Raw genomic sequence first — 1,244 nt, 5'->3', positions numbered from 1 at the left:
CAATGAGTTATTTGATAAAGAAAACGCACAGCAACTTATAGATAATAATAAAGAGAAGATTAATAAAGCAGTTAAATCGGCAACTATTCGAGAACAATTTTTTAAGAATGTTCCTATCGTAAAAGAATAAGAACAAATAAAGAGCCTTAAATAAGGCTCTTTATTTGTTTTCTATTTGCCTTTGTGCTTCGCTTTTGCCTTTTGTTTCTTTATGGAATACTTTTGTTCCTTCAGCTCTTCACGATATCGTTTAGCTTTCTTTTTTCTACTTTTTTTCTTTTCTTCGTAAGCTTGCTTCATGGCTTCTTGAGCTTTAGTCGAAATACCAACTTTATTTCTTTCTTTTGCTACTTGGCGTTGTAAACGTTTTGGATTTACCTTTTTATTAGATTTTATTTTCACATCAATACCTGCATGAGCTGATTGATTAATCACCTCTAGCAATCTGTCATAAATAAAGTCTAATACTTCTGTATCTTTTGGTTCTGGTCCAAATACATAACGAAATGCTTTTAACTTACCGCCTTCTACAACTTCAATAATTCCTACCCAAAACTGACCATCATGGTAAATCGTTAGTGACATAACGATTCCCTCCTCTAAACATACTATGAAATGATGGACATCCCGAGGAGGGGAAGGTTACTGACATTAATACATATCAATGCATCCGGACTACCAACCGAATTGTGTTTTTACATCTCACATACAAATTTTAACATGAAAATATTTATGATAACTACCTTCTTTTATTTTTCACCAAAATTCATTGCAAAAAATAAAAAGCTCGCCATAATAAATATTGGGATTACTGCAAAAGAGATTAACTAAAATATTTCATCAGCCCTTTTTCTTGTTTTACAACAGCTATTATTCCACATGAGAATCCTATCAAGTAAACAGTGACACATAGATACAAAATGTTAGGGCTATGTATGGATGTAAAATATTGTCCAACGCCAACAACCATCCCAAGCAACGATAACCACAGTGAATATTGACTAAAACGTTTTTTCAATTTGGTCCTCTGCAAAATAGATATATGCTTATATGACACCATTTAACTAGCAGCTACCATAAAGTACTTAATCACCAGTAGAAAAAAGCTTGGGTGAATCACTCCAAACTCTTTTTTCTATAAAGAAAGAATCCAATTCCTGCTCCCAGTACAGCTATAACTACACTAAAACGAATTAGATGAATAATAAAATCAATAAGGTTTAAATAGGTTGTTTCTGTTACAC

General features: G+C 32.3%; 1 protein-coding gene. It reads right to left on the bottom strand.

Translation table 11 applies throughout. The features are described from left to right. Window positions 1-171 precede the first annotated feature (171 nt). Window positions 172-585: a YjdF family protein gene (locus AC1DRF_RS28475; RefSeq protein WP_377577639.1), complete on the bottom strand. Its 414-nt coding sequence runs from the start codon at window positions 583-585 to the stop codon at window positions 172-174. Window positions 586-1,244 lie beyond the last annotated feature (659 nt).

Source organism: Priestia sp. P5_B4, from assembly GCF_056400385.1.
This window is presented reverse-complemented; position numbering and strand designations above follow the sequence as displayed.

Excerpts from the sequence above, each read along its gene's own strand:
- AC1DRF_RS28475 (WP_377577639.1), bottom strand. The coding sequence starts at position 585 with ATGTCACTAACGATTTACCATGATGGTCAGTTTTGGGTAGGAATTATT.